We start from the raw sequence: 22915 nt of genomic DNA, 5'->3' as shown, positions 1-22915 counted from the left end.
CGTCGCTGGTGGGCGGTGAAGCTGGGCGGGGGAGCGGGGTTAGCGCGGGGCCTTGCCGGCCACCGAGTAGCGCACCTGCTGGTTGCGCGTCTTCATGAAGTCTTCCAGGCTCTGGCCGCGCATGGCGGCGTAGATGTCCAGGTTGGAGACGCCGAGCACGGCGCCGAGTTTCTCCAGCACGAAGAAGATCACCCCGTAGTGGATCAGACCGCGCCAGTCGCGGCGGCGCAGCAGGTCGCGCTCTTCCTCGCTGAGGTCGGCTTCTTCGTACAGCGCCTCGGGTTCGGCGAGGAAGCGCTGGCGCCACTGCGGCTCGATCATGCGGTGCAGGAACTTGTTCAGCCGGTAGCCCTTGGCGCTGCGCTCCAGGGTGTAGGGGTAGGTGCCTTCCAACTGCTCGGCGCCGGCCAGCTGGTGCTGCATGTGCTGGCGGTGGCGCTCGATGGCCGGGGCCGGCAGGCGCTGGTCGCGGTTCTGCAGCAGCAGGGTGGCGATGCCGGTCATGGACGGCAGGTAGTAGTCCTGGTGCAGCTTGTCGACGCTGGCGGACAGCGCGCCGCGCATGATCAGCCAGGTGATCACCTCGGCGCCCTCCATGCCGCCGAGGGTGGCGTATTCGGCGACGGTCATTTCGGTCAGGCGCTCGGGGTCGTTGACCAGCAGCTCGATGAACTGCGCGTCCCACTCCGGGTTGTTGAAGCCGCAGCGCTCGCCGTGGACCTGGTGCGACACGCCGCCGGTGGCGACGATGGCGACCTTGAGGTCTTCCGGGTAGCTCTCGATGGCGCGGCGCAGGGCCTGGCCGAGCTTGTAGCAGCGCCGCGCGCTGGGGATCGGCAACTGCAGCACGCCGACCTGCAGCGGGACTATCTGCAGCGGCCAGCCGTCTGCGCAGGGCAGCAGCGCCGACATCGGCGAGAAGAAGCCGTGGTCCAGCGGCTTGTCGCGGAAGAAGCTCATGTCGAACTCGTCGGCCATCAGGCTTTGCCCGATGTGCCGCGACAGCGCCGCGTGGCCGCCCACCGGCGGCAGCTCGCGCGGGTTGCCGCCCTCGTCGGCGACGCCGTAGCGGTCGTCGACGCCGAGGGTGAAGGCGCTGTAGTGGTCGAAGAAGAACGAGGTGACGTGGTCGTTGAAGATGTAGAAGAGCACGTCCGGGCGCTGTTCCTGGAGCCAGGCGCGGATCGGTTCGAAGCTCTTGAAGATCGGCGCCCAGGCCGCTTCCTCCTGCTTGTCGTGGTCGACGGCGAAGCCGATGGTCGGGGTGTGGGAGACGGCTAGGCCACCAATGATGCGTGCCATGACGGGGTCCTCTGGTTCAGGTTACTGCGCGGCCAGCGCCTGGCTCGCGCGGCGCCGGGCGTGGCCGTTGGCCAGGATCGCCAGGGCCGCGACGAACGCCGGCAGGCCGAGGAAGGTGAACAGCAGCGGCAGGCCCAGGCCGAGGCTGAGCACCGCGCCGCCGATGAGCGAGCCGAAGATGGCGCCGAAGCGGCCGATGCCGAGCATCCAGCTTACCCCGGTGGCGCGGAACTCGGTGGGGTAGTAGCCCGGGGCGAAGGCGTTGAGGCCGGTCTGCGCGCCGCTCATGCAGAAGCCGGCGGCGGTCACGCCGACCACCAGCAGGCTGGATTCCAGGCTCAGCGCGCCGAGGCTGACGATGCACAGGCCGCCCAGGGCGTAGGCGATGGCGATGACGCGGTTGGGGTTGCGCCGGTCCATGATCCAGCCGACCACGATGGCGCCGACGGTGCCGCCGATCTGGAACAGCCCGGTGATGGTGGCGGCGCGTTCGATGGACAGGCCGCCGTCGCGCAGCAGGGTGGGCAGCCAGCCCATGGTCAGGTAAATCACCAGCAGGCCCATGAAGTAGGTGGCCCACAGCGCCAGGGTGCCCAGGCGGAAGCGCCCGTCGAACAGCTGGCGCACCGGCGTCTTGTGCCGCACCGGCGGCTCGCTGACGGTGAAGCGGGTGCCTTCGGCGAAGCGCCCGCCGAGCCTGGCCAGGGCGGCGGCGATCTGCTCGGCCGGGGCCTTGCGCGCAGCCATGAAGCGCGCGGACTCGGGCAGCAGCCACAGCAGGAAGGGCAGCAGGGCCAGCGGCAGCAGGCCGCCGGCGAGCAGCACCGCCTGCCAGCCGTGGTGCGGGATCAGCCAGGCGGCGAGGAAGCCGCCCAGGCCCGAGCCCATGTTGAAGCCGGTGAACATGATGGTGATCAGCAGTGAGCGGCTGCGCTCGGGCAGGTACTCGGCCAGCAGCGTGGTGCTGTTGGGCATGGCTGCGCCCAGGGCGACGCCGGTGAGCAGGCGCAGGAAGGCCAGTTCGTAGGGGCTGCGGGCGAAGGCGCAGGCCAGGCTGAGCAGGCTGAAACCGGTCACCGCGATCAGCAGCACCTTCTTGCGGCCGAGGCGGTCGGCGTAGGGGCCGGCGGTCAGCGCGCCGATGGCCAGGCCGATCATCCCGGCGCTCATCACCGGGCCGAAGGCGGCGCGGGACAGGCCCCACTCCTGCATCAGCGACGGGGCGATGAAGCCCATCACGGCGACGTCGAAGCCGTCGAACAGGACGATGAGGAAGCACAGGGACAGGATCAGCCACTGGTAGGCCGAGATCGGGCGGCTGTCGATCCAGTCTTTGACATCGACGGTCTCCATGCCACCGGGGTTTTGCTTGAGCATTCGCGTTCACCTTTTGTTCTTGTAGTGGTGAAAATTCCAACAGGCTTCGAAAACGATGATGACCGGCAGGAATCACCTCGCCGTTTTTCGGCGTGGGGCGACTGTAAGGCTCAAGGGGCGGGGCTTGCCTCTGGGAAATCCTTAAGCGGGTATCGGTTTTGTTTATGAGGTGCTTGCGCAGGCGTTGCCGGGGCCGGCGACGCCTGGCGGGCGGGTTTCACTGGCTGAGTTCTTCGTGGTAGTCGGATTCACCCTGGCGCCAGTAGGCGGCGACGCGCATGGCTTCCTTCGCCTGGCCCTTCTCCAGCAGCAGGTTGCGTACGCGGACCATGGCCGCGGCCTCGCCGGCGCCCCAGGCGAAGCCTTCGCCGGCGGGCAGGTGCAGGGCCTCGACGGCGGCCAGCAGGGTTTCGCCGTCATCGAACCAGTGCAATTGAAGGTCGGCGGCGCTGGCGAACTGGCGACGATCGGCCGCCTCGACCTGCAGCAGGACGATGGCGCGGGTGCCGGCCGGCATCTCCTCCAGGCGCCGGTGCACGGCGGGCAGGCCGGTGGCGTCGGCGACGAACAGGTGCCAGTCGAAGTCCAGCGGAACGATCATCGAGCCGCGCGGGCCGCCGATCACCGCGTTGTCGCCGACCTGGGCGTGCTCGGCCCACTGGCAGGCCTTGCCGTGGCCGTGCAGGGCGAACTCGACGGTCAGCTCGCGGGCCGAGGCGTCGAAGCGGCGCGGGGTGTAGTCGCGGCGCACGATGCTGCCGTCGTCGTCCTCGAACATGAACTTGACGTGGTCGTCGAAGCCGGCGGAAACGAAATCGGCCAGGGCCTCGCCGGCGAAGGTGAGGCTGACGAAGTGCGGGCTGAGCTGTTCGCGGCGGGCGACCTTCACTTCGCGCATGCGCAGTTCGTGGCGGACGCGTTGCACGCGGCGTTGTTGGGTGGCTTGGGTCATGGGTGGCCCTCTTGGGCTATGGTTGATAATATCAACGATCATAAGAATCATTAGTTGATAAAGTCAACCGTATAGCCATGAAAGCCGACGACGTTCTCGAAACCATCCATGCCGTCATGCACCTGTACCGTTCGCGGCAATACCGCGAACTGCGCGACGGCCCCCACGACCTGACGCACATGGAATTCAAGGTGCTGGCCTTCTTCGCCCGCCGCCCGGGCGCCACCCAGCGCCAACTGGTGGAACACAGCGGCCGCGACAAGGCGCAGATCGCCCGGCTGATCCAGGGCCTGCGCAACCGTGGTTTGCTGGAGGGCAGCGCCGATGTGCTGGACAAGCGCAGCGTGTGCCTGAGCTTGAGCGCTGCGGGTCAGGCGGTTTACGCCGAGGTGGAAGGGCAGGGCCGGCATTTGTCGGAGGTGGCGGTGCGGGGGTTCAGTGCGCAGGAGCGGGAGCAGTTGCAGGGGTTGTTGGCGCGGGTGGAGGCGAATTTGCAGGGGGAGTGAGGGTGTTCTTTGTGGGGTGCTTGCCGGTGGTTTCGGTGTGTTGGGTGGGCGCCGCCCCTCTCCCCAGCCCTCGGCTGCGCGCCCCGCCCTGAAGGGAGAGGGGGCTTGTACGTGCCGAGAGAAGGCCAGGTTTCAGCCGGTAGCTTTCGGTGTTGCCGGCTAACTCCAGAACATCCGTATCTGCCCAACGGTCCCCTCTCCCTTCAGGGAGAGGGTTAGGGAGAGGGCGCGGAGGTTGGCATGGCAGCGGAGCCGCCGGTTACCTCGTTCGCGAGCAAGCTCGCTCCTACGAAAAGCTGGCCAATACCCGAGCGCAATAGCGGCTCCCGTAGGAGCGGGCCCTGCCCGCGATTCGCGCGCAAGGCGCGCTCCTACAGGAATGGCGCAGGTCAGCCCTCCACCACCCGATAGCACGGCTCATACGCCGCCCCACCCGGCAGCTTCATCCGGTGCTGCTTGACGAACGCATGCAGCAGTTCATCCAGGCGTCGCATCAGCGCGGGTTCGCCGTGGATTTCGTAGGGGCCGAATTCCTCGATGGCGCGCACGCCCTTTTCCTTGACGTTGCCCGCGACTATCCCGGAGAACGCCCGGCGCAGGTTGGCGGCCAGTTCGTGGGCCGGCAGGTCGGTGCTCAGCTGCAGGGCGGCCATGTGTTCGTGGGTGGGGTCGAAGGGGCGCTGGAAGCCGACGTCGATCTTCAGCAGCCAGTTGAAGTGGAAAGCGTCGTTGCGCTCGCGGCGGAACTGCTTGACCTCCTTCAGGCCCTGGGCCATGTGCCGCGCCACTTCGGCGGGGTTGTCGATGATGATCTGGTAGCGCCGCTGCGCCGCCTCGCCCAGGGTGGCGCCGACGAAGGCGTGCAGCTGCTCGAAGTAGGCCGAGGCGCTGCGCGGCCCGGTGAGCACCAGGGGGAAGGGCAGGTCCTGGTTGTCCGGATGCATGAGGATGCCCAGCAGGTAGAGGAATTCCTCCGCCGTGCCGACGCCGCCGGGGAAGATGATGATGCCGTGGCCGACGCGGACGAAGGCCTCCAGGCGCTTCTCGATGTCCGGCAGGATCACCAGTTCGTTGACGATGGGGTTGGGCGCCTCGGCGGCGATGATCCCCGGCTCCGTCAGGCCCAGGTAGCGGCCGCCGTGGTGGCGCTGCTTGGCATGGCCGATGGTGGCGCCCTTCATCGGCCCCTTCATCACGCCCGGGCCGCAGCCGGTGCAGACGTCCAGGTTGCGCAGGCCCAGCTCGTGGCCGACCTTCTTGGTGTACTTGTACTCCTCGGTGCTGATGGAGTGGCCGCCCCAGCACACGACTATCTTCGGCTCCACGCCCGGGCGCAGGGTGCGCGCGTTGCGCAGCAGGTGGAAGACGTAGTCGGTGATGCCCTGGGAGGTGTGCAGGTCGACGCGCTGGTTGTCCAGCTCGTTGGCGGTGTAGACGATGTCGCGCAGGGCGCTGAAGAGCATCTCGCGGGTGCCGGCGATCATCTCGCCGTCGACGAAGGCGTCGGCCGGCGCGTTGACCAGTTCCAGGCGCACGCCGCGGTCCTGCTGGTGGATGCGCACCTCGAAGTCGCGGTAGGCGTCGAGGATGGTCTTGGCGTTGTCGATGCGCGCGCCGGTGTTGAGGATGGCCAGGGCGCACTGGCGGAACAGTTGGTAGACGCTGCCCGAGCCGGCTTCGCTGAGTTGCTGGACTTCGCGCTGGGACAGGGTTTCGAGGGTGCCCTTGGGGCTGACCGAGGCATTGATGGTGGGTCTGGGGGACATTACAGCTTCCATTGGTGCGGATGCCCGGGAGGGCACCTGGGTACTCGACCGCGCGGTGGCGGTGTCCTGCCCCGATATGGCCGCAAGGGCGGCCCGGTGAGGGTGGGGCTTAAGCGGATAGTAGTGCGTGGGGAGCGAGGCCGCGAGCCCTGCGGATTGCCATCACGGCTGCGGGAAGGCCTCGGCCACCCGCCGGGGAGGCGGGAGCCGGACGACGGGAACGGGGCGTTCAGCCGGCCAGGGCGGCCACCGGAATGCCCTGCTGGTTGGGCAGGTAGCCGTTGCCCAGGGACAGGCTGATCGGCTGGCGCTGCGGCTTCAGGAAGCCGAGCAGGGCATCGCGGGTGTCGTGCCAGCCCTGCTTGTGCTCGACATCGATGAAGTGCCCGGCATTGCGGATGGTGCGGAACTCGCAATCGCGGATCAACTGCTGGAACAGCTTGGCCTCGGCCGGCGTGGTGTAGAGGTCCAGCTCGCCGTTGAGGAACAGCAGCGGGATGTCGATGGCGGCGAACTTCTCCATGTAGCTCTCGGCGCTGAGCTTGAGCACCTGGCAGATGTGGAAATGCATCTGCCGGTACTCGTGCTCGTCCAGGCCGGCGACGTGGCGGAAGTTGTAGCGCTTGAACAACTGCGGCAGGTAGCGGCCGATGGTCTCGTTGACCAGGCTGGCGACGTTCGGCCGGTCGCAGGCGCCCAGGTAGTCCAGGCCGCGGTGCAGGTAGTCGAGCATCGAGGCGTTGAGCAGCGGCGAGAAGGAGCTGATCACCGCCTTGCGGATGCGGCTGGGTCGCTGCGCCAGGGCCAGCAGGGTGGCCACCCCGCCCCAGGAGAAGGACATCACCACGTCGGCGCGGTAGTGCTCGATCAGCCCGAGCAGCAGCTGCGCCTCGTACTCCTTGCTGATGAATTCGCGGCAGTCGTTGTGCGCCTTGGACCCGCCGGCATAGGGCTGGTCGTAGCAGACCACGTTGAAGTGCGGTTGCAGGTATTTCACCGTTTGCGCAAAGGAGGCGGTAGTAGCCAGCGAGCCGTTGACCAGGATGATGGTCTGGCGTGCTTCCCTGTTGGCGTGGAACTCCGTGTAGACCCGGTGTTGCAGAATTTCGACGACGGCGGTTTCCGGCCTCATGTCGCTTCCTCCATACGCAGCTCGAATGGATGCACCCACGATTGGGTACGAGAGAACTACCAGGCAGAAGGAAAACGCCTCGAGGTGACAGCTTCATGTCACTCGGCGAAAGTTCATATTTCTTTTATTTTCAAAAACTTATAAGTGCAAAAGCGAAGCGCCGAACCTCTTCGGGAGGGCCGTGCACGGGGCTTTCGAGGCAGGTAGGAAAGGCTGGGCCGGGAAGTGCCGAGCGGAAAAAATCTTCTTGGACGTGATGCGTGACCGATGAGTCACGCATGGGGCAGAGTTAAGCAGGACGGTTCGCCCGCCGCAAGCCTGTGCCGGGCGTTTTCCCGCCGCCGCCGGGGTGGAATCCGACGAACTGCGTTTTTCCGGCAAAAGGCCAGCGTCCTATTACACTTTCCTACAGCTCTTTCTAACTAACTCTCCTGCCGCGGAAGAGGTCGTTGCGCTCCTCCCTGGCCGACACAACGGATGGGTCGGATTCATGGTCGTGCACCCTGTTTTGCGAACCGGGCTGGTTTTCGCCGTGCTGGCCTGCGCGGGTCCGCCCGCGGCCGCGGATGACCTCTACGGCTGCGCGCAACCGGTGCGCCTGGCGTTCTACCGCAACCAGGTATTCTACCACGACGGCAAGGGCCTGGACGCCGACTTGGTGGCGGAACTGGCGCGCCGCACCGGCTGCGCCTTCGAGGTCTCGGTGCGGCCGCGGGCGCAGATCTGGACGGCCCTGCAGCGCGGCGAACTGGACATGGCCACCAGCGCCGTGGCCACCGTCGAGCAGCGCCGCTACGCCTACTTCGTGCCCTACCTGCGCCTGCGCGAACGGCTGATCGTGCCGCTGGACCTGTCCGCCGACCTGCACAGCCTGGACGACTTCCACGCGCTGCCGGGCGTGCGCCTGGGCGCGGTCGCCGGCTACAACCACGGCCCCTACCTGGACGCCATGCTGCGCATCCTGCGCAGCGAGGGGCGGGTGCGCGAATACGTCGACGAGACGGCCTGCTTCAACGCCCTGCTGGGCGGCGAGGTGGACGGGCTGATCGGCCACGAACTGAGCCTGTCCGGGCTGCTCCACGAGCCGGCGCTGCGCCACCGCTTCCGCGGCATCGACGTGGCCCGCGGGCCCGGCGTGCCGCGCAGCCTGGTGCTGGCCCGCGGGCGTTTCAGCGCGGCGCAGAGCGCGCAGTGGCAGCGCCTGTTCGAGGACCTGCGGCTGGACGGCTCGCTGGTCCGCATCTTCCTGCGCAACGCGCCGCTGGACGTCGCTGCGGCGCTTCTCGACAACGGCTACCGGCCGACCCCCGACGGGCAAGGCGGACAGGACGAGGCACCATGAGGGCAGACAAGCGCGGCATCCCCCTGCAGGTCCTGGTGACCGGCGCCATCATTCTGAGCATGCTGGTGCTGGCCGTGTCCCTGCTGGTGCAGGGCTACCGGGGCGTGGAAGGGGCGTTGGTGACGGCGGCTGGGGAATCCGCGGCGCAGCTCGGGGTGACGGTCAACGAGCGCATCCGCCGGTTGCTCGACCCGGCGCAGAACACCCTGCGCCTGCTCAGCTACGACGGCATCTCGCAGACCGACAACCTGCCGGCGCGCCTGGAGCGCCTGCCGATGCTGGCCGAGAACCTGCGCGCCAACCGCACCCTCAGCGCGCTCTACATCGGCTACCCGAACGGCGAGTTCCTGCTGATCCGCGCCCTGCGCACGGCCAAGGCGCGCCAGGCGCTCAAGGCCCCGGAGAAGACCTTCTACCTGGTGCAGAGCCAGACCCTCGGCGAGCAGGGCGCGCTGGTCGGCGAGTGGCGCTTCTACGACGCGCGCCTGCAACTGCTGCAGCGCCAGGAACGCCCCGACTACCGCTACGACCCGCGCCAGCGCCCCTGGTACAAGGACGCCTACGCCGGCAAGGGCACGGTGCTGACGCAGCCCTACGTGTTCTTCACCACCCAGGAGATCGGCCTGACCCTGGCCCTGCGCAGCGTCGACGGCGCGGCGGTGATCGGCATGGACGCCTCGGTGGACGACCTGGCCACCGAGATGGGCGGCCTGCGCCAGACCGCCAACACCGAGCTGGCGGTGCTCGGTGAGCAGAACACGGTGATCGCCTACCCGGACCTGGAGCGTTTGCTGCTGCACCAGGGCGGCGAGGTGCGCCTGGCCCACCTCGACGAACTCGGTGTGCCCAGCCTGGAACGCCTGGTGGACCTTGGCGGCCCGCCCGGCACGCCGCAGCGCTACCAGGTGGCGGGGCAGGACTGGTACGGCATCTGGGTGCCGCTGGTGAACTTCGCCAGCGGCCAGGCGCGGGTGCTGATCGGCATCCCGGCCGACGAACTGCTGGCCGGCGCGCGGCAGATGCTGTTGCACCAGGCCGCCTGGAGCGGCGCGCTGCTGCTGGCCCTGCTGCTGCTCGGCTGGCTGATCGGCCGGCGCATCGCCCGCCCGCTGCGGGCCCTGGCCGACCAGGTGGGGGCGCTGGCGGCCTTCGACTTCGCCCGGCCGGTGGGCGTCGACTCGAAGATCCGCGAGGTGCGCGAGCTGAGCCGGGTGCTCGGCGGCATGTCGCGGACCATCCACAACTTCCAGGGGATCACCCTCAGCCTGAGCCGCGAGACGCGCCTGGACAGCATGCTCGCCGAGGTGCTGTCGCGCCTGGTGGTGGCTACCGGCGTGCAGGGCGGCGCGGTGTACCTGCTGCAGGAACAGGACAATCGCCTGGTGCAGGCCTGCGCGGTGAACGGCGAGCACTACCCGCAGTCACTGCTCATCGAGGGCTTCGACGAGGCACAGCTGGCCAGCCTGCTGGACCAGGCCCTGAGCGGCCGCGGCCGGCACATGGAGGTGCCGCTGCGCAACCGCAGCGAGGAACTGCTGGGCATCCTGGTGCTGCAGCTGCAGGAGGAGGGCGAGCGCCGGCGCACGCCGCGGCGGCCGTTCAAGCGCTTCGTCGAGGAGCTGTCCGGCGCCGCCGCCGTGGCCATCGAGACGCGCCAGCTGATCGAGGCGCAGCAGCGCCTGCTGGACGCCATCATCAAGCTGCTGGCCGACGCCATCGACGCCAAGAGCCCCTACACCGGCGGCCATTGCGAGCGGGTGCCGCAACTGGCCGACATGCTGCTGCAGAAGGCCATCGACGACCACGACGGGCCCTACGCGGCCTTCGCCATGAGCGACGCCGAGCGCTACGAATTCCAGATCGCCGCCTGGCTGCACGACTGCGGCAAGATCACCAGCCCCGAGTACGTGGTGGACAAGGCCACCAAGCTGGAGACCCTGTACAACCGCCTGCACGAAGTCCGCATGCGCTTCGAGGTGCTCTGGCGCGACGCCGACATCCGCTACTGGCGTGGCCGCGCCGAGGGCGGCGAGGAGGCAGCCCTGCGCGAGCGGCGCGATGCCGAGCAGCAGGCGCTACGCGAGGACTTCGCCTTCGTCGCCCAGGCCAACGTCGGCGGCGAGTTCATGAAGGACGAGGACATCGAGCGCCTGGCGCGCATCGGCGAGCGCCGCTGGTGGCGGCACTTCGACGACCGTATCGGCATCTCCCACGACGAGGCCGAGCGCCTGGCCGCGACGCCGGTCGAGCCGCTGCCGGTGGAGGAACGCCTGCTGGCCGACAAGCCCGCGCACCAGGTGCCCTGGGGCGAACGCAAGCCGCCGGTGGCCAAGGACGATCCGCGCAACACCTGGGGCTTCGACATGCGCCTGCCGGCCTTCGCCAGCCACTACGGCGAGCTGTACAACCTGGGCATCCGCCGCGGCACCCTGACCGACGAGGAGCGCTTCAAGATCAACGAGCACATCGTCCAGACGCTGATGATGCTCAGCGCGCTGCCGTTGCCCCGGCACCTGCGCCGGGTGCCGACCATCGCCGCCAACCACCACGAGAAGATGGACGGCACCGGCTACCCGCGGCGGTTGTCGGGCGAGGCGATGAGCATTCCCGAGCGGATCATGGCTATTGCCGACATCTTCGAGGCGCTGACTGCCGCCGACCGCCCCTACAAGGCGCCGAAGACGCTGTCCGAGTCGCTGAAGATCCTCGCCTGCATGGCCCGCGACCGCCATGTGGACGCGGGGCTGTTCCGGCTGTTCGTGGCCAGCGGCGTGTACCGCGAGTACGGCGAGCGCTTCCTGCGGCCGGAGCAGATGGATGTGGTGGACGAAGCGGCGGTGCTGGCCATCGTCGAGGCGGGGCAGGCGGAGAAGGCCTGAGCCGCGGCGTAATGCTGATCACTACGGCGTTATCCGCCGAATCGCGGACAGAGTCCGCTCCTACGGGGGAGGCATGCCGTGCTTTCCGGCAACCTGTAGGAGGCCCTGCCCGCGAAATCGCGCGCAGGGCGCGCTCCTACATGGAAATGGCGTGGGTGGGGCAGCGTAGGAGCGGATCTCATCCGCGAATCGCGCCGGATCGTCCGGCTATCGCGGACAAGGTCCGCTACGGGGGAGGCATACCGTGCTTCCCGGCAACCTGTAGGAGCGGGCCCTGCCCGCGATTCGCGCGCAGGGCGCGCTCCTACATGGGAATGGCGTGGATGGGGCAGCGTAGGAGCGGATCTCATCCGCGAATCGCGCTGGTGGCTCCGGCTATCGCGGACGGAGTCCTACAGTTCCAGGGAAGCCCCGTAGGATGGGTATCGCTTCGCTCAACGCCATCCTACGAAAAGCCGTGCTTCCTGGAACCGTAGGAGCGGACTCCGTCCGCGATGGGATTCACCGGCCACGCCGGACGTCCCGGTGGCACGAACAGCCCCTCTCCCTCCGGGGCGGCGTCAGCGCGGCGAGTCCAGCGCCACGCTGCCCTCGGCCTGGAACAGCACCAGGTGGTCGGCGGCCACGCCGATGCCGACTTCCTCGCCCGGCTGGTGATCGGCATGGCTGGGGAAGATCGATTCCAGCAGGGTGCCGGTGGCCAGTTGCAGGCGGTACAGGGTCGCCGCGCCGAGGAACGACTTGCCGACGATGCGCGCCTTCAGGGTGCCCTGGGGGGCGTAGACCAGGTCGTCCGGGCGCAGCAGCACGTCCACCGCGCTGCCCTGGGGCAGGCTGTAGGCGCGGTTGCCGCGCAGCACGCCCAGTTCGGTCTGCACGCTGTCCGGGTCGAGCATCTGCCCGCGGATGAAATAGCCCTGGCCGATGAAGCTGGCGACGAAGGGCGTCTGCGGCTCGTGGTAGAGGTTGAAGGGGGTGTCCCACTGCTCCAGGTGGCCGTGCTTGAACACGCCGACCTGGTCGCTGACGGCGAAGGCCTCTTCCTGGTCGTGGGTCACCAGCACGGCGCTGGTGCCGCGCGCCTTGAGGATTTCGCGGACCTCGTGGCTGAGCTTGCGGCGCAGCTCCACGTCGAGGTTGGAGAAGGGCTCGTCGAGCAGCAGCAGCAGCGGCTCGGGGGCCAGCGCGCGGGCCAGGGCCACGCGCTGCTGCTGGCCGCCGGACAGCTCGTGGGGGTAGCGCCGGCCGAGCTTGTCGAGCTTCACCAGCTCCAGCAGCTCGGTGACGATGCGCCGGCCTTCGGGGTGCTTGCGGATGCCGAAGGCGACGTTGTCCTCCACCGTCAGGTGCGGGAACAGCGCGTAGTCCTGGAACACCATGCCGATGCGGCGCTTCTCCGGCGCCAGGGTGAAGCCGGGGCGCGAGATGGCCTCGCCGGCCAGGTGGATCTCGCCTTCCTGCACCGGCTCGAACCCGGCGATGGCGCGCAGGGTGGTGGTCTTGCCGCAACCGGAGGGGCCCAGCAGGCAGCCGATGTCGCCGGCGTTCAGGTGCAGGCTGACGTCCTGCACCACGCGCTGCTGCCCATAGCCACAGGAGAGGTTTCTGAGTTCGAGCAACAGCGGTCGGGTCATGGATCGGGCCGTGGAGAAAGAAGCGGAGGCAGAGAGTTTACACGTGGCGAATGAGAATTACTCGCCGGCGCGAACGCGGCGACCCCGTGCCGCACGGCGGGCCGGGGCCGTGCGGCTGGGTGAAGGTCAGGCGTAGTGGGCGTGTTCGACCAGCAGTTCGAGCAGCGCCTTCTGCGCATGCAGGCGGTTCTCCGCCTGGTCCCAGGCCACCGAGCGCGGGTCGTCCAGCAGGTCCTCGCTGATCTCCTCGCCACGGTGCGCCGGCAGGCAGTGCATGAACAGCACGTCCGCGGCGGCGCCGTCGAGCAGCTCGCGGCTCACCTGGTAGGGGCGGAAGGTGCGCAGGCGCGCCTGGGCTTCGTCTTCCTGGCCCATGGAGGCCCAGACGTCGGTGCTCACCAGATGCGCGCCGGCCACCGCTTCGCGCGGGTCACGGACCACGCGCACGCGCTCGCCGGCCAGTTCCTGCAGCGCGGCGCTGGGCTCGTAGCCCTCGGGGCAGGCCACGCGCAGCTGGAAGTCGAAGCGGATGGCCGCCTCGATGTAGCTGTTGCACATGTTGTTGCCGTCGCCGATCCAGGCCACCGTCTTGCCGGCGATGCTGCCGCGGTGCTCGTGGAAGGTCTGCATGTCGGCCAGCAGCTGGCAGGGGTGCAGGTCGTCGGACAGGCCGTTGATCACCGGCACCCGCGAGTTGGCGGCGAACTCGGTGAGGGTGCTGTGGGCGAAGGTGCGGATCATCACCGCGTCGACCATGCGCGACATCACCTTCGCCGCGTCGGCGATGGGTTCGCCGCGGCCCAGCTGGGTGTCGCGCGGGGAGAGGAAGATCGCCTGGCCGCCGAGCTGGATCATGCCGGCTTCGAAGGAGATCCGCGTACGGGTCGAGGCCTTCTCGAAGATCATGCCCAGCACGCGGTTCTTCAGTGGCTCGTAGAGCACGCCTCGGTCGCGCAGGTCCTTCAGCTCGCTGCCGCGGCGGATCAGACCGAGGAGTTCGTCGGTCGTGTAATCCAGCATCGAGAGGAAGTGCCTTGCGCTCATGATTCAGTACCTACTGCTTATTCTCAGAGTTGCGACCGAGGGTCTGGCCGGCTTTTCGAGAAAAAACGGACTGAACCTGCGGCCTGACCGCATGCAGCGGAAATTTAGGGGGAAGACGCGATCCTATAAGGAAATTACGCATCCACGCAAGTTTGCCGCTGAGAGCCCCGCCGGGCCCGGTGGCGGCGGGTTTCGGAACATTTCGGAAACGAACGGAAAGGTCCTATTGGGTCTGGCGAGCGGGACTACATAAACGCCCGCGTCTCCCTTGATAGCTTTTCGCCGCCGCCGAGTCCGGCGGCACAAGCCATTAGGAGAAGTTTTCAATGAAGAAACTATGGATGAGCACCGCCCTGGCAGCGGTGATCGTGACCGCCAGCGGTTGCACCAGCTACAACGTCAACCAGCCGTCGGCGCCCATGGATGGCGTGGTGAGCACCGACCTCAAGGCCGACGTCCGCGTCGGCGAGCCGATCACCGGCCAATCCTCGGTGAACATCCTGTTCGGCTTCCTCAAGTTCGGCGGTGACAACCAGTTCGCCGACGGCGTGGCCTACGGCGGCACCGACGGCGGCTCGCTGCTGTCCTTCGACCCGGTGTCCAGCGTCAAGTCCGCCGCGGCCTTCAAGGCCGTGAAGAGCTCCGGCGCCGACCTGATCGTCGCGCCGCGCTACGAAGTGTCGGTACAGGACTACTTCGTGTTCAAGAAGGTCGACGTCAAGGTCACCGGCAACAAAGGCAACATCGCCGGCATCCGCTGATGCCAGCACGGTCGGCATCCCCCCTCTGCCGACCGTCGTCCCCTGGTGGAGGGCCGGCCCCGTGCCGGCCCGATTCACGTCTATACCCCCCGATTCACTGCACTTAGGCTTGTGGCGTTCGCCGCGGCGCCGTTCCATAGTGCTCGCTCTGGTAACGACCGGCCCATGAAGGCCGGCGCAACAACAAGAGGCGAGCCATGAGCAAGACCCTCCACCACCGTGCGTGCCACCTGTGCGAGGCCATCTGCGGCCTGACCATCGAAACCGAGGAGCAGCGCATCCTGTCGATCAAGGGCGATGCGCGGGACAGTTTCAGCCGCGGCCACATCTGCCCCAAGGCAGTGGCCCTGCAAGACATCCAGAACGACCCCGACCGCCTGCGCCAGCCGATGCGGCGGGTCGGCGGCGAGTGGCAGCAGATCGCCTGGGACGAGGCCTTCGAGCTGGTCGCCGCGCGCCTGGCCGAGATCCGCGAGCGCCACGGCAACGACGCGGTGGCCGTGTACCAGGGCAACCCCAGCGTGCACAACTACGGGCTGATGACCCACAGCAACTACTTCCTCGGCCAGTTGAAGACGCGCAACCGCTACTCGGCCACCTCCGTGGACCAGCTGCCGCACCACCTGGTCAGTCAGCAGATGTTCGGCCACGGCCTGCTGATCCCCATCCCGGACATCGACCACACCGACTTCATGCTGATCCTCGGCGGCAACCCGCTGGCTTCCAACGGCAGCATCATGACCGTGCCGGACGTGGAGAAACGCCTCAAGGCCCTGAAGGCCCGCGGCGGCCGCCTGGTGGTGGTGGACCCGCGGCGCACCGAGACCGCGGCGCTGGCCGACCAGCACCTGTTCATCCGCCCGGGGCAGGACGCGGCGCTGCTGCTGGGCATCCTCGACGTGTTGTTCAGTGAGAACCTGGGGCGCGCCAGACACCTGCCGGTGGCCGGGCTGGAGGAGGTGCGCACGGCGCTGGCGCCCTTCGGCGTCGAGGCCATGGCGCAGCGCTGCGGCGTGCCGGCGGCGAGCATCCGCGAGCTGGCCCGGGACTTCGCCGCCGCCGACAAGGCGGTGTGCTACGGGCGCATGGGCGTTTCCACCCAGCGCTTCGGCACCCTCTGCCAATGGCTGGTGCAACTGATCAACCTGGTCACCGGCAACCTCGACCGCGTCGGCGGCAGTCTCTGCACCACGCCGGCCGTGGACCTGGTGGCGAGCACTTCCGGTGGTGCCTTCGGCCGCTGGCGCAGCCGGGTGTCGGGCTTGCCGGAGTACGGCGGTGAACTGCCAGTGGCAGCGCTGGCCGAGGAAATGCTCACCGAGGGCGAGGGCCAGGTCCGCGCGCTGGTCACCGTGGCCGGCAACCCGGTGCTCTCCACCCCCAACGGGCGGCGCCTGGAGCAAGCCCTCGACGGCCTGGAGTTCATGCTCGCCATCGACCTCTACATCAACGAGACCACGCGCTACGCCGATCTCATCCTGCCGCCCACCGCGCCGCTGGAGCACGAGCACTACGACAGCACCTTCAATGTCTTCGCGGTGCGCAACGTCACCCGCTTCAACGAGGCGGTGCTGCCCAGGCCCGCCGGCGCGCTGCACGACTGGGAAATCTTCGTCGGCCTGGCCAAGGCCTATGCCGCGCGCCAGGGCACCGAGCTGAAGCCGACCGTGGCGCCGGAACAGATGATCGACATGGGCCTGCGCTTCGGTCCCTATGGCGATGCCAGCGAGCACAAGCTCAGCCTGGCGCGCCTGCGCGAGCATCCCCATGGCCTGGATCTTGGCCCGCTGCGGCCGAACCTGGCGGCGCGCCTGAAGACCCCCAGCCGGCAGGTGGAAGCCGCGCCGGCGTTGTTCCTCGCCGACCTCGGGCGCTTCGCCGACACCCCGGCGCCGGCCGAGGGACAGTTGCTGCTGATCGGCCGCCGTCACGTGCGCAGCAACAACTCCTGGATGCACAACTACCACCGCCTGGTGAAGGGCAAGCCGCGCCACCAGTTGCTGATGCACCCCCAGGACCTGGCCAGCCGCGGCCTGGTGGATGGCCAGCGGGTGCGGGTGCGTTCGCGGGTGGGCAGCGTCGAGATCGAGGTGGCGGCCAGCGACGAGGTGATGGCTGGCGTGGTCAGCCTGCCCCACGGCTGGGGCCATGCGCGCCCCGGCGTGCAACTGGCCATCGCCAGCGGGCAGGGCGGCGCCAGCGCCAACGACCTGACCGACGAGCGCCACCTCGACGCGCTGTCCGGCAACGCCGCGCTCAACGGCGTGCCGGTGGAGGTGGAGGCGGCCTGAGGCGTGCGGCAAAGCCGAGCGCTGTGCTCGGCTTTCCGGTACACTGTCGGCAAAGTACCGGCTGCATTGCCGGGCAGTAGCGAAGTTCAGCCGAGGTTAGCCAATGGACATCATCGATACCATCAAAGAGCAGATCGCCAACAACCCCATCCTGCTGTACATGAAAGGTTCGCCGAACGCTCCGCAGTGCGGTTTCTCCGCCCGCGCCGCGCAGGTGCTGATGGCCTGCGGCGAGAAATTCGCCTACGTCGACATCCTGCAGAACCCGGAAATCCGCGCCAACCTGCCGAAGTACGCCAACTGGCCGACCTTCCCGCAGCTGTGGGTGGGGGGCGAACTGGTCGGGGGCAGCGACATCCTCGTCGAGATGTTCGAAAAGGGCGAACTGCAGCCGCTGATCAAGCAGGCCGTCGGCAACGCCGAAGCCTGATCGACGGCATAGCCGTCGTAGCGAAGAACCCCGCGCCAGCGCGGGGTTTTTCATTTGTGCGGAGAAAGGATTCGAACCGATGGACGACCGCAAGAGGGCCCGCGCGGCCCGTTGGGCCTGCGCCTTCTGCTTCGGCGCCGGCGGGCTGGTGCATGGCAGCGTCATGGGGCGCATCCCGGCGCTGAAGAGCCTCACCGGCGTCGACGAACAGGGCCTGGGCCAGGCGCTGCTGGGCGCCGGACTCGGCGCATTGCTGGCGTTCTCCTTCGCCGGCACGTTGGTGCGGCGCCTCGGTAGCCGGCGGGTGACCCTGGCCAGCGCCGCGGCGCTGCTGCTGGTGTTCCCGCTGCTGGGGCTGTGCCAGAGCTGGTGGGCGCTGGCCCTGGCGCTGCTGCTGGTAGGGCTGACCTTCGCCACCCTGGACGTGGCGATGAACACCCAGGCGGTGGAGGTGGAGCGCCTGCTGGGCCGGCCCTGCCTGTCCAGCCTGCATGGCATGTACAGCCTCGGCGGCCTGATCGGCGCGCTGGGCGCGGCCTTGCTGGCAGACCTCACGCCGTTCCGGCATTTCAGCCTGCTCGCCGTGCTGACGCTACTGGCCCTGCCGCTGTTCGGCCGGCGTCTGCTGGAAGGGCGCAGCGAACCTCAGGCCGATGCACAACCGCGCCGGCGGGGGCTCCGGCTGCCGCCGGCGGCGCTGGTCGGCCTGGGGCTGCTGACGCTCTGCGCCTTCGTCTCCGAAGGCGCGGTGGCAGATTGGAGCGCGCTACTGCTGCACAGCGTGCTGGGCGCTTCGGAGCGGATGGCAGCGCTGGGCTTCGCCGCCTTCTCGGCGACCATGGTGATCGGCCGGCTGTTCGGTGACCGCCTGCGCCTGCACGTCGCCGACGTCGCCCTGGTGCGCGGGCTCAGCCTGCTGGCCATCGCCGGCATGCTGCTGGCGCTGTTCGGCGGCCGCGCCGAGCTGTCGGTGGCGGGCTTCGCCCTGGTCGGCCTGGGCCTGTCGGTGGTGGTGCCGATCCTCATCGGCGCGGCCGGCAACCGGCCGGGCGTGGAGGCATCGAGCGGGGTCGCCGCGGTGGCGTCGTTCGGTTATGGCGGGTTGCTGCTGGGGCCGCCGCTGATCGGCATCCTGGCCGAGCACATCGGCCTGCACCTGGCATTGCTGGTGGTGGTGGGGCTGTGCGCGGGGCTGCTGTTCTGGGCACACCTGGTGCGCCGCCCGCAGCAGGCGGGGTAGGGAAGAACGGGGGGCGCCGCGTAAGGCGGCGCCCGCAACCGTCAGTCGTCTTCGTGCATGTGCGACTGCAGGTAGTTCTCCAGACCGACCTTCTGGATCAGGCCGAGCTGGGTCTCCAGGTAGTCGATGTGCTCTTCCTCGGACTCGAGGATGTTCTTGAGCAGGTCGCGGCTGACGTAGTCATGCACGCTTTCGCAATGCACGATGGCGTCGCGCAGGTCCTTCGCGGCCTTGAGTTCCAGGTTCAGGTCGCACTGCAGCATTTCCTGGGTGTTCTCGCCGACCAGCAGCTTGCCCAGGTCCTGCAGGTTGGGCAGGCCCTCGAGGAAGAGGATGCGTTCGATGAGCTTGTCCGCATGCTTCATCTCGTCGATCGACTCGTGGTACTCGTGGGCGCCGAGGCGCTTCAGGCCCCAGTCGTTCCACATGCGCGAGTGCAGGAAGTATTGGTTGATGGCGATCAGCTCGTTACCGAGGACCTTGTTCAGATGCTGGATGACTTTCTTGTCGCCTTTCATGCCGAGTCCTGCCGTGTGGAGTGGGTAGGACTGGAATTTTCGCTCTCTTATAACCGGATGTCAAACGTAAGCTATTGATTTAGTTATAAAAAGGAATATGAATACGAATGTTTTCATTCCGCAGTTAGACGCTAAATCCTTGAATTACGGGCATAAAAAAACCGGGCCTGGGCCCGGTTCTTCTGGCGTATGCCGAATCGGCATCGCTCAACTGGCGGCATAGGCCAGCGAGTAGTTCATCGTTTGCGCGCCCTGCAGGTCGCCGAGGGTCTCGCGCACCACCTGCTTGGCGAGGCAGGCGCACTTGCCGCACTGAGTGCCAACGCCGGTGCTTTCACGCACTTCGCGGTAACTGCAGCATCCTTCATAGATCGCGTCGCGGATCTGGGTATCGGTAACACCTTGGCAGAGGCAGACGTACATGGATGGCACTACTGGTGTGGGGTTGTTGGCGTCGATACTAATGTTAATGAGAATGATTGTCAAAAGTTGAGGGGAGACTTTTTGGCGTGTCGACGAACGGTCTTTCGGGGGGAAGGGCCCAATCGCGGACGGAGTCCGCTCCTACGGTTCCAGGAAGCACGGTTTTTCGTAGGATGGCGTTGAGCGAAGCGATACCCATCACCACGGCAGCATGGGTATCGCAAGCTCAACCCATCCTACGAAGAGCACCTCGGCATAAGCCTGAGGTTCAGGGAGGTACGGGCGTAGGAGCGGACTCCGTCCGCGATGGGGTTCACCGGCCACGCCGGACGCCCCGGTGGCACGAACAGCCCCAGGCATCGATCCAATAAAAAAGCCCCGCACCGGCGGGGCTTTTTCATAGCAGAGGGCCAAGAACCAGAATCAGTCCTCATCCTCCATCCACCCACCACATTCCTTCCAGCGGTTGACGATCCCGCAGAACAGCTCCGCGGTCTTCTCGGTGTCGTAGCGTGCCGAGTGCGCCTCGCGGTTGTCGAATTCCATGCCGGCGGCCTGGCAGGCCTTGGCCAGGACCGTCTGGCCGTAGGCCAGGCCGGCGAGGGTGGCGGTGTCGAAGCTGGAGAAGGGGTGGAACGGGTTGCGCTTGAGCCCGGTGCGGTTCACCGCGGCGTTGAGGAAGCCCAGGTCGAAGCTGCTGTTGTGGCCGACCAGGATCGCCCGCTTGCAGCCGTTGGCCTTCAGCGACTTGCGCACGCCACGGAAGATCTCGGTGAGCGCCTGCTCCTCGGCCACCGCCATGCGCAGCGGGTGGTCGAGCTTGATGCCGGTGAACTCCAGGGCCGCCGGCTCGATGTTGGCGCCTTCGAAGGGCTCGACGCGGAAGAAATGGGTATGTTCCGGGAACAGGTAGCCGTTCTCGTCCATGCCGATGGTCACCGCGGCGATTTCCAGCAGGGCGTCGGTGGCGCAGTTGAAGCCGCCGGTCTCGACGTCCACCACCACCGGCAGGTAGCCGCGGAAGCGGCGCGCCATGGGGTGGCGCGGGCCGGGGGGAAAGTTGCCGTCGAACTCTTCTTCGTAATGCTCCTCGCTCATGCGCCGGCCTCCAGCAGGCGCCAGCGCAGTTTTTCGCCGGCGCGCAGGGGCACCACCTCATGGTCGCCGAAGGGCAGGCTGGCGGGCGCCTGCCATTCCTCGCGGACCAGGGTGATGCTGTCGGCGTTGCGCGGCAGGCCGTAGAAGTCCGGGCCGTGGAAGCTGGCGAAGGCTTCCAGCTTGTCCAGGGCGTTGCGCTGCTCGAAGGCCTCGGCGTACAGCTCGATGGCGGCGTAGGCGGTGTAGCAGCCGGCGCAGCCGCAGGCCGCTTCCTTGGCGTGGCGGGCGTGGGGCGCCGAGTCGGTGCCGAGGAAGAACTTCGGATTGCCGCTGGTGGCGGCGTCGAGCAGGGCTTCCTGATGCACGTTGCGCTTGAGGATCGGCAGGCAATAGAAGTGCGGGCGGATGCCGCCGACCAGCATGTGGTTGCGGTTGTACAGCAGGTGGTGGGCGGTGATGGTGGCGCCGACGTTGGCCGGGGCGGCCAGGACGAACTGCGCCGCATCGCCGGTGGTGATGTGCTCGAACACCACCTTGAGCGTCGGGAAGCGCTCGACCACGCGGGCCAGGTGCTCGTCGATGAAGCGCTTCTCGCGGTCGAACACGTCTACCTCGGCGCGGGTCACCTCGCCGTGCACCAGCAGCGGCAGGCCGACTTCGGCCATGGCCTCGAGCACGTGGAAGATGTTGTCGATGCTGGTCACGCCGGAATCGGAGTTGGTGGTGGCACCGGCCGGGTACAGCTTGGCCGCGTGGACGAAGCCGCTGGCCTTGGCGTTGCGCACGTCCTCGGCGCTGGTGCGGTCGGTGAGGTAGAGCACCATCAGCGGTTCGAAGCGGCTGCCGGCCGGGCGCGCGGCGAGGATGCGCTGGCGGTAGGCGTCGGCTTCGCCGGCGTTGCGTACCGGCGGCACCAGGTTGGGCATGATGATGGCGCGGCCGAAGGTGCGCGCGGCATCGCCGACGGTCTGGGCGAGGGCGTCGCCGTCGCGCAGGTGGATGTGCCAGTCGTCGGGGCGCAGCAGGGTCAGGCGGTCGGACATGGGGATACCAGAGGACGATTTGCAGCGGAATTGAAGTGGGGAAATGCTACCGGAAAAGCCCGCGGCCGGCACTCGCTATCAAGTTTCGCCGGGACCGTCCGATATCTCCTGGGTACTTTCCAGCATTACCCGGAGCCGTCCGTGCGCCATTCCTACTTTCTCCTGCTCGGCCTGTGCGCCAGCCTGCCGGCCTGGGGGCTGACCTTCCAGACGCGCCTGGAGAACGCGCGCTGGACGGCGGCGGGCGACCAGTTCGAGTGCCGCCTGTCGCAACAGGTGGACGGCTTCGGCGTCGGCGAGTTCGTCTGGCGCGCCGGCGAGCAGCCGACCTTCCGCTTAAAGCCACAGCGCAACTGGGCCGGCGGCGGTTCGGCGACGCTCCTGGCGGCGGCACCGCCGTGGCGGCCGACCCAGGGCGACATCAACCTGGGCTCGGTGGCCCTGGTCGCCGGCGATGTGCCCTTCACCAGCAGCCAGCAGCAGGCCGGGCGCCTGCTCGACGGCGTGCTGGAAGGGCGCAGCCCCGAGGTGCGCCTGCGCGCGACGGGCGGCCAGGACCTGCGGGTGCGCCTGCTGCCGGCGCGCTTCGCCGACGGCTACGCGCAGCTGCAGGATTGCTCGACGAAGATGCTGCCGGTGAACTTCGAGCAGGTGCGCCAGGCGCAGGTCGGCTTCCCCGGTGGCGGCGACGCCCTGGATGCCGTGGCCCGCGCCAAGCTGGACATCGTCCTGCAGTACCTCAAGGCCGACCCGACGGTGAACCGCATCGAGCTGGACGGCCATTCCGACAACAGCGGCAACCGCCTGAGCAACCGTGACATCTCGCGGCGCCGAGCGGTGGCGGTGATGGAATACCTCAAGGCTCACGGCGTGCCCGAGGAGCAGATCACCGTGCGCTTCTACGGCGAACGCTACCCGCTGGTGAAGAACAATTCCGAGGCCAACCGCGCGCGCAACCGCCGGGTGACCTTGCACCTGTCCCGCGAGGCAGTGCCGGAAACCCCGCTGGCGCCCACCGCCGCGCCCAACACGATGCCGCCCGTGCCGCCAGCCCCCGCGCCCGCGGCCCCGCAGGCCAAGGCCCCGGCCGGCAACGCCCCGGCTTCGGCGCCGCCGGGCCAGTCGCCAGCCCGTGGCGCCTAGTCGCACTCACGATAGAATCTGTCGCTTTGTCGTC

19 protein-coding genes are annotated in these 22915 nt (G+C 67.9%); 8 read left to right on the top strand and 11 right to left on the bottom strand.

Going from position 1 to position 22915, the window contains the following annotated elements; genetic code table 11:
- Nucleotides 1-39 precede the first annotated feature (39 nt).
- The 3 genes from M8R19_RS09415 to M8R19_RS09405 all read right to left on the bottom strand — a co-directional run bounded on the left by M8R19_RS09415 (nucleotide 40) and on the right by M8R19_RS09405 (nucleotide 3631).
- Nucleotides 40-1302 (bottom strand): gallate dioxygenase, encoded by a 1263-nt coding sequence (locus M8R19_RS09415; RefSeq protein ID WP_249917647.1) that lies wholly within the window; start codon nucleotides 1300-1302, stop codon nucleotides 40-42.
- 21 nt (nucleotides 1303-1323) lie between these two features.
- A complete protein-coding gene (locus M8R19_RS09410; protein ID WP_249917646.1) occupies nucleotides 1324-2679 on the bottom strand; it encodes an MFS transporter in 1356 nt (451 codons plus the stop codon).
- Between the two features lie 217 nt (nucleotides 2680-2896).
- Entirely contained in the window at nucleotides 2897-3631 is a 735-nt protein-coding gene (locus M8R19_RS09405; protein ID WP_249917645.1) for a siderophore-interacting protein, read from the bottom strand.
- A gap of 77 nt (nucleotides 3632-3708) precedes the next feature.
- Between M8R19_RS09405 and M8R19_RS09400 the strand changes: the two genes are divergently transcribed.
- A complete protein-coding gene (locus M8R19_RS09400; protein ID WP_074976723.1) occupies nucleotides 3709-4137 on the top strand; it encodes a MarR family winged helix-turn-helix transcriptional regulator in 429 nt (142 codons plus the stop codon).
- A 389-nt stretch (nucleotides 4138-4526) separates the two neighbouring features.
- Here M8R19_RS09400 and ppnN read toward each other — a convergent pair whose 3' ends face one another.
- Nucleotides 4527-5903 (bottom strand): nucleotide 5'-monophosphate nucleosidase PpnN, encoded by a 1377-nt coding sequence (gene ppnN / locus M8R19_RS09395; RefSeq protein WP_074976719.1) that lies wholly within the window; start codon nucleotides 5901-5903, stop codon nucleotides 4527-4529.
- A 229-nt stretch (nucleotides 5904-6132) separates the two neighbouring features.
- Nucleotides 6133-7035, bottom strand: coding sequence for an alpha/beta fold hydrolase (locus tag M8R19_RS09390; RefSeq protein ID WP_074976717.1), 903 nt, complete (start codon nucleotides 7033-7035; stop codon nucleotides 6133-6135).
- 490 nt (nucleotides 7036-7525) lie between these two features.
- Between M8R19_RS09390 and M8R19_RS09385 the strand changes: the two genes are divergently transcribed.
- Both M8R19_RS09385 and M8R19_RS09380 read left to right on the top strand, forming a co-directional pair.
- Entirely contained in the window at nucleotides 7526-8377 is an 852-nt protein-coding gene (locus M8R19_RS09385) for a substrate-binding periplasmic protein (RefSeq protein WP_043315845.1), read from the top strand.
- Nucleotides 8374-11256 (top strand): HD domain-containing phosphohydrolase, encoded by a 2883-nt coding sequence (locus M8R19_RS09380; protein ID WP_249917644.1) that lies wholly within the window; start codon nucleotides 8374-8376, stop codon nucleotides 11254-11256. The genes M8R19_RS09385 and M8R19_RS09380 overlap by 4 nt, the downstream gene beginning before the upstream one ends.
- A gap of 560 nt (nucleotides 11257-11816) precedes the next feature.
- On the opposite strand, the gene M8R19_RS09375 is transcribed toward M8R19_RS09380, so the two are convergent.
- Together M8R19_RS09375 and argF are read right to left on the bottom strand one after the other, a co-directional pair.
- Nucleotides 11817-12890, bottom strand: coding sequence for an ABC transporter ATP-binding protein (locus M8R19_RS09375; protein ID WP_249917643.1), 1074 nt, complete (start codon nucleotides 12888-12890; stop codon nucleotides 11817-11819).
- A gap of 126 nt (nucleotides 12891-13016) precedes the next feature.
- Entirely contained in the window at nucleotides 13017-13934 is a 918-nt protein-coding gene (gene argF / locus M8R19_RS09370) for an ornithine carbamoyltransferase (RefSeq protein WP_009618386.1), read from the bottom strand.
- A 326-nt stretch (nucleotides 13935-14260) separates the two neighbouring features.
- Here argF and M8R19_RS09365 point away from each other — a divergent pair, with 326 nt between their 5' ends.
- From M8R19_RS09365 to M8R19_RS09350, 4 genes are all read left to right on the top strand, one after another.
- Nucleotides 14261-14695, top strand: a complete 435-nt coding sequence (locus M8R19_RS09365; protein ID WP_009618388.1) for a hypothetical protein — start codon at nucleotides 14261-14263, stop codon at nucleotides 14693-14695.
- A gap of 197 nt (nucleotides 14696-14892) precedes the next feature.
- Entirely contained in the window at nucleotides 14893-16986 is a 2094-nt protein-coding gene (locus M8R19_RS09360; RefSeq protein WP_249917642.1) for a molybdopterin oxidoreductase family protein, read from the top strand.
- A 103-nt stretch (nucleotides 16987-17089) separates the two neighbouring features.
- On the top strand, nucleotides 17090-17416 hold the full coding sequence (gene grxD / locus M8R19_RS09355; protein WP_058070522.1) for a Grx4 family monothiol glutaredoxin: 327 nt from the start codon (nucleotides 17090-17092) through the stop codon (nucleotides 17414-17416).
- Between the two features lie 79 nt (nucleotides 17417-17495).
- Nucleotides 17496-18656, top strand: coding sequence for an MFS transporter (locus tag M8R19_RS09350; RefSeq protein WP_249917641.1), 1161 nt, complete (start codon nucleotides 17496-17498; stop codon nucleotides 18654-18656).
- A 41-nt stretch (nucleotides 18657-18697) separates the two neighbouring features.
- Here M8R19_RS09350 and bfrB read toward each other — a convergent pair whose 3' ends face one another.
- From bfrB to pyrC, 4 genes are all read right to left on the bottom strand, one after another.
- The gene (bfrB, locus tag M8R19_RS09345) at nucleotides 18698-19174 is read right to left on the bottom strand and encodes a bacterioferritin BfrB (RefSeq protein WP_009618404.1); all 477 of its coding nucleotides are present in this window, start codon (nucleotides 19172-19174) and stop codon (nucleotides 18698-18700) included.
- Between the two features lie 207 nt (nucleotides 19175-19381).
- Entirely contained in the window at nucleotides 19382-19597 is a 216-nt protein-coding gene (locus M8R19_RS09340) for a bacterioferritin-associated ferredoxin (protein WP_009618406.1), read from the bottom strand.
- A gap of 423 nt (nucleotides 19598-20020) precedes the next feature.
- A complete protein-coding gene (gene rnt / locus M8R19_RS09335; protein WP_074976703.1) occupies nucleotides 20021-20695 on the bottom strand; it encodes a ribonuclease T in 675 nt (224 codons plus the stop codon).
- Nucleotides 20692-21738 (bottom strand): dihydroorotase, encoded by a 1047-nt coding sequence (pyrC, locus tag M8R19_RS09330; RefSeq protein ID WP_249917640.1) that lies wholly within the window; start codon nucleotides 21736-21738, stop codon nucleotides 20692-20694. The genes rnt and pyrC overlap by 4 nt, the downstream gene beginning before the upstream one ends.
- Before the next feature lie 141 nt (nucleotides 21739-21879).
- On the opposite strand from pyrC, the gene M8R19_RS09325 reads away from it, so the two are divergent.
- Nucleotides 21880-22881: a flagellar protein MotY gene (locus tag M8R19_RS09325; RefSeq protein WP_116422476.1), complete on the top strand. Its 1002-nt coding sequence runs from the start codon at nucleotides 21880-21882 to the stop codon at nucleotides 22879-22881.
- Nucleotides 22882-22915 lie beyond the last annotated feature (34 nt).

Source organism: Pseudomonas sp. R3.Fl, from assembly GCF_023516765.1.
GTDB classification, from domain to species: Bacteria; Pseudomonadota; Gammaproteobacteria; order Pseudomonadales; family Pseudomonadaceae; genus Pseudomonas; species Pseudomonas citronellolis.
This window is presented reverse-complemented; position numbering and strand designations above follow the sequence as displayed.

What these genes read in the sequence shown, in the direction of transcription:
- M8R19_RS09415 (WP_249917647.1), bottom strand. Translation starts at nt 1,302, where the DNA reads ATGGCACGCATCATTGGTGGCCTAGCCGTCTCCCACACCCCGACCATC.
- M8R19_RS09410 (WP_249917646.1), bottom strand. Translation starts at nt 2,679, where the DNA reads ATGCTCAAGCAAAACCCCGGTGGCATGGAGACCGTCGATGTCAAAGAC.
- M8R19_RS09405 (WP_249917645.1), bottom strand. Translation starts at nt 3,631, where the DNA reads ATGACCCAAGCCACCCAACAACGCCGCGTGCAACGCGTCCGCCACGAA.
- M8R19_RS09400 (WP_074976723.1), top strand. Translation starts at nt 3,709, where the DNA reads ATGAAAGCCGACGACGTTCTCGAAACCATCCATGCCGTCATGCACCTG.
- ppnN (WP_074976719.1), bottom strand. Translation starts at nt 5,903, where the DNA reads ATGTCCCCCAGACCCACCATCAATGCCTCGGTCAGCCCCAAGGGCACC.
- M8R19_RS09390 (WP_074976717.1), bottom strand. Translation starts at nt 7,035, where the DNA reads ATGAGGCCGGAAACCGCCGTCGTCGAAATTCTGCAACACCGGGTCTAC.
- M8R19_RS09385 (WP_043315845.1), top strand. Translation starts at nt 7,526, where the DNA reads ATGGTCGTGCACCCTGTTTTGCGAACCGGGCTGGTTTTCGCCGTGCTG.
- M8R19_RS09380 (WP_249917644.1), top strand. Translation starts at nt 8,374, where the DNA reads ATGAGGGCAGACAAGCGCGGCATCCCCCTGCAGGTCCTGGTGACCGGC.
- M8R19_RS09375 (WP_249917643.1), bottom strand. Translation starts at nt 12,890, where the DNA reads ATGACCCGACCGCTGTTGCTCGAACTCAGAAACCTCTCCTGTGGCTAT.
- argF (WP_009618386.1), bottom strand. Translation starts at nt 13,934, where the DNA reads ATGAGCGCAAGGCACTTCCTCTCGATGCTGGATTACACGACCGACGAA.
- M8R19_RS09365 (WP_009618388.1), top strand. Translation starts at nt 14,261, where the DNA reads ATGAAGAAACTATGGATGAGCACCGCCCTGGCAGCGGTGATCGTGACC.
- M8R19_RS09360 (WP_249917642.1), top strand. Translation starts at nt 14,893, where the DNA reads ATGAGCAAGACCCTCCACCACCGTGCGTGCCACCTGTGCGAGGCCATC.
- grxD (WP_058070522.1), top strand. Translation starts at nt 17,090, where the DNA reads ATGGACATCATCGATACCATCAAAGAGCAGATCGCCAACAACCCCATC.
- M8R19_RS09350 (WP_249917641.1), top strand. Translation starts at nt 17,496, where the DNA reads ATGGACGACCGCAAGAGGGCCCGCGCGGCCCGTTGGGCCTGCGCCTTC.
- bfrB (WP_009618404.1), bottom strand. Translation starts at nt 19,174, where the DNA reads ATGAAAGGCGACAAGAAAGTCATCCAGCATCTGAACAAGGTCCTCGGT.
- M8R19_RS09340 (WP_009618406.1), bottom strand. Translation starts at nt 19,597, where the DNA reads ATGTACGTCTGCCTCTGCCAAGGTGTTACCGATACCCAGATCCGCGAC.
- rnt (WP_074976703.1), bottom strand. Translation starts at nt 20,695, where the DNA reads ATGAGCGAGGAGCATTACGAAGAAGAGTTCGACGGCAACTTTCCCCCC.
- pyrC (WP_249917640.1), bottom strand. Translation starts at nt 21,738, where the DNA reads ATGTCCGACCGCCTGACCCTGCTGCGCCCCGACGACTGGCACATCCAC.